This is a genomic window from Cellulosimicrobium cellulans, from assembly GCF_006539945.1.
Lineage (GTDB): Bacteria > Actinomycetota > Actinomycetes > Actinomycetales > Cellulomonadaceae > Cellulosimicrobium > Cellulosimicrobium cellulans.
Map to the genome: position 1 here is coordinate 1 of NZ_BJNZ01000052.1, position 3,077 is coordinate 3,077.

Genomic DNA, 3,077 nt, shown 5'->3' on the forward strand with positions numbered 1-3,077 from the left:
CGCGGCCGGGTCCTGCGGCGCACCCCAGGCCGGCGGGCCCGACGGCGGTGCGGCCGGGTCCTGCGGCGTCGCCCCGCCCGGACCGTACGGCGAGGCCGGAGGCGTGTCGGGGCCCGTGGGGGGCGGGCTCGCCGGCTGGTCGGGCCCCGGACCGGAAGGCTGCTCCGGGGTGCCGGAACCGTCCGCCGGCGTCGGCTCGTCGTCGCGGGGCGGCTGACCGCCCGGGTTCGTGGGGTCCGTCATGGTGCACCTCGTTCCTCGTCGTCACGTGCTGCGGGCAGCACGCGTCCTCGACGTGCTCGGTCCTATCCTGGCTGCTCAGAGGCCTGGGCGCGCGGCGAGCGCCGCGGCGCCCACCCTCCTCAGACGGGCTGCTCGGCGTTGAGGCGGCGGTACACGTACGCCGTCGCGATCTGGGCGACGGGCAGCGCGACGAGCAGGCCGACGTAGCACAGGAGCGTCCCGACGAGCTGCGCGAGGTACACGCCGAGGAACAGCAGCACGACCGTGCCGAGGTTCCTGCTCACGACGGTGAAGCTCGCCTTGAACGCGTCGAAGACGCCGAGCTTCTTGTCGATGACGTAGAACAGCGTGAACTGGGCGAAGAAGACGAAGACGATCGGTCCCACGATCGTGATGGCCAGCACGCCCGTCGCGAGCCCGATGAGCAGGGCGACGAGGATCACGGTGCCGAGGTTCGGGTACCGGAAGAAGTCCGCGTACTCGAGCTTCTTGCCCCGGGTGACCAGGAGCGACACGTTGACCACCGCGGCCTGGACGAGGAACCCGAGCACGACGAGGACCGCGACGAACAGGAACGTCCCGAACCCGAACGCGAACCCGCCCGCCGTGCTGACCTCGCCCGTGACCGGGTCGACGGTCGTCTGCGCCGTCCCGACGAGGATCGCCCAGAAGGCGACCGACAGGCCGGCCAGCACGGCGACGTACGTGAGGACGCCGCCGAGGATGACCCCGACGTTCTGCGTGAACTTGTTCCAGCCGTAGGAGAAGGCGTCCTGGACCTGGACCGTCTGCCCCGGGTAGCCCTGCTGTCCGTACGGCGCGGCCGGCGGCGGGTAGCCCGGCTGCCCGCCGTACGGCGGCTGCCCCGGCGGCTGCTGGCCGTACGGCTGTGCGGGCGGCGGCCCGGCCGGGGGCGGGTACGCACCCGCGGGAGGAGCGCCGTAGGGCGGTGACGCGGGCTGCGCGGGGCCGGGCGGCGTCTGCGGGGCGGGCGGGCCCTGGGGTGCGGGAGGTGCCTGCGGCGCCGGCGGCTCCTGGGCGGTGGGCTCCTGGGGCGGGACCGGCGGCTCGGCCGCCGCGTACGGGTTCTCGGGCGCCGGGACGTCCGACGGGAGCTGCGGCTCGTTCTCGTCGCGCGGCGGGCCGCCTGCGGTGCTCTCACTCATGGGTCTCCTCGGACGGTCGACGGGCCGCGGTGGAGCCGCCGCCACGCACCAGATGTGGACGTCGCGTGTCGGTCGCACATTTCGTTGTCGCCCTACAGCCTGTCGGGATTCCACCGACGGCGCTAGAGGAAACGCCGGGCGGAACGGCCGCGGCGGCAGAACTCACCCGCCGCCTCGCCACGCGCGTGCCCGCACGACGTGGAGCAGGGTCAGCGCGTCGCGGAGCCCAGCGCCGCGGCGCGGGTCAGGCCGTCGACGACGACCGCCGCGTACGTCGTCGCGCCGGCGTCGGTGGGGTGCACGCCGTCCGGGCCGAGCACGGCGGGGTCTGCCGCCGCCACGGCCGACCAGTCCGCGACGACCACGCCGGGGTGCCGGCCCGCGGCGGCGACGATCTCGGCGTTGGTGCCCGGGACCCACGGCCGGTCGGCGTACCCGGTGACCAGCACGACGCGGTGGTCGGGTCCGATCGCCGCGAGCAGCTCGTCCATCGCCGCGGCGCTCGCGGTGCTGTTCGTCCCGAGGGAGACGACGACGTAGGGCCGCAGCGCGCCCGCGCCGCGCGCGGCGGCGACCGCCGCCGGTCCGTCCTTGACCTGGCGCGAGACCGCGCCGTCGACGTAGGCGCCCGGGAGCGCGGACAGGAGCGCGGGCGCGCTCGCGAGCGTCACCGAGTCGCCGACGACGGTGACCTGGTCGCCCGCCGGCGCGGCGACCGGCGCTGCCGGCACCTCGTCGGCCCCGGGCTCGGGGGCCGGTGCGGGCGAAGCGGCCGGGTCCGACCCGGCTCCGCCTGCCGGTGCCGCTCCCTCCGGGGCGTCCTCTGCCGGGGCGTCCGCGGCCTGCGTCGCTCGCGCGGCCTGTTCCCCCGCTGCGATCTGCTGCTCCACGCTCGTCGTGGCGGGTGCCGTGACGACCCCGGCGGCGGAGAGGCCGAGGACGAGCGCGCACGACGCCGCGAGCGCCCAGCCCCGGCTGGAGAGGACGCGCGGGCCGGCCTCGTCGGACGCCGGCTGGAGCCGGCGCGCGAGGTCGCGCGCCGCGCCGCGCAGCCCGCGACGCAGGACGGGGCGCTCGACGTACCGGAAGGAGAGCGCCGCCGCGACGACCGTCACGACGAGCGTCACGACGACGACCACCGGGTGCACCGTGCCCGGCGGCACGGGACCGACCAGGGTCCCGAGCGAGGCCGCGGCGAGCACGAGCACGGGCCAGTGCCACAGGTAGAGCCCGTACGACCGCCGTCCGACCCAACCGAGCAGGCCCCGGTCGAGCTGCGTGCCCAGGCCGGGCAGGCACACGACGGCGTTGAGCACCGCGGTCGCGGCGACGGCGCACACGAGCAGCCCGCCGCGGTAGGCGAGCGCGTCGTCCCAGCGCATCGTCGCGACCGCGACCCCGAGCACGACCGCGCCCGCCACCCCGGCGGCGAGGACGGCGAGCCGGCCGCGCGGCGTGCGCACGCGCGGTCCGCCCGGCAGGAGGGCGTGCACGTCGCCGCCGGACCGGGCGTCGCCGTCGGGCCGCTGGACGGGTCGCACGTGCCAGAACGCGAGCGCCGCCCCGGCCATGAGCGCGAAGAGGTGGGTGTCGGTGCCGACGTAGACGCGCGTGGGGTCGGTGCCGGGCGCGTAGAGCAGCGCCATGAGGGTCGCGGACGCCAGCCCC

General features: G+C 76.6%; 2 protein-coding genes and 1 pseudogene. All 3 read right to left on the reverse strand.

The window, feature by feature from the left end; genetic code table 11:
* A pseudogene (locus tag CCE02nite_RS20825) lies at positions 1-243 on the reverse strand (hypothetical protein); the annotation flags it as partial.
* A gap of 119 nt (positions 244-362) precedes the next feature.
* The gene (locus CCE02nite_RS20695; protein WP_141391374.1) at positions 363-1,409 is read right to left on the reverse strand and encodes a DUF2189 domain-containing protein; all 1,047 of its coding nucleotides are present in this window, start codon (positions 1,407-1,409) and stop codon (positions 363-365) included.
* Between the two features lie 209 nt (positions 1,410-1,618).
* On the reverse strand, positions 1,619-3,077 hold a 1,459-nt coding region (locus CCE02nite_RS20235; RefSeq protein WP_141391375.1), incomplete at its 5' end, for an acyltransferase family protein.

Bases quoted from the DNA above. Each gene is read 5' to 3' on its own strand.
- CCE02nite_RS20695 (WP_141391374.1), bottom strand. From the start codon at position 1,409: ATGAGTGAGAGCACCGCAGGCGGCCCGCCGCGCGACGAGAACGAGCCG.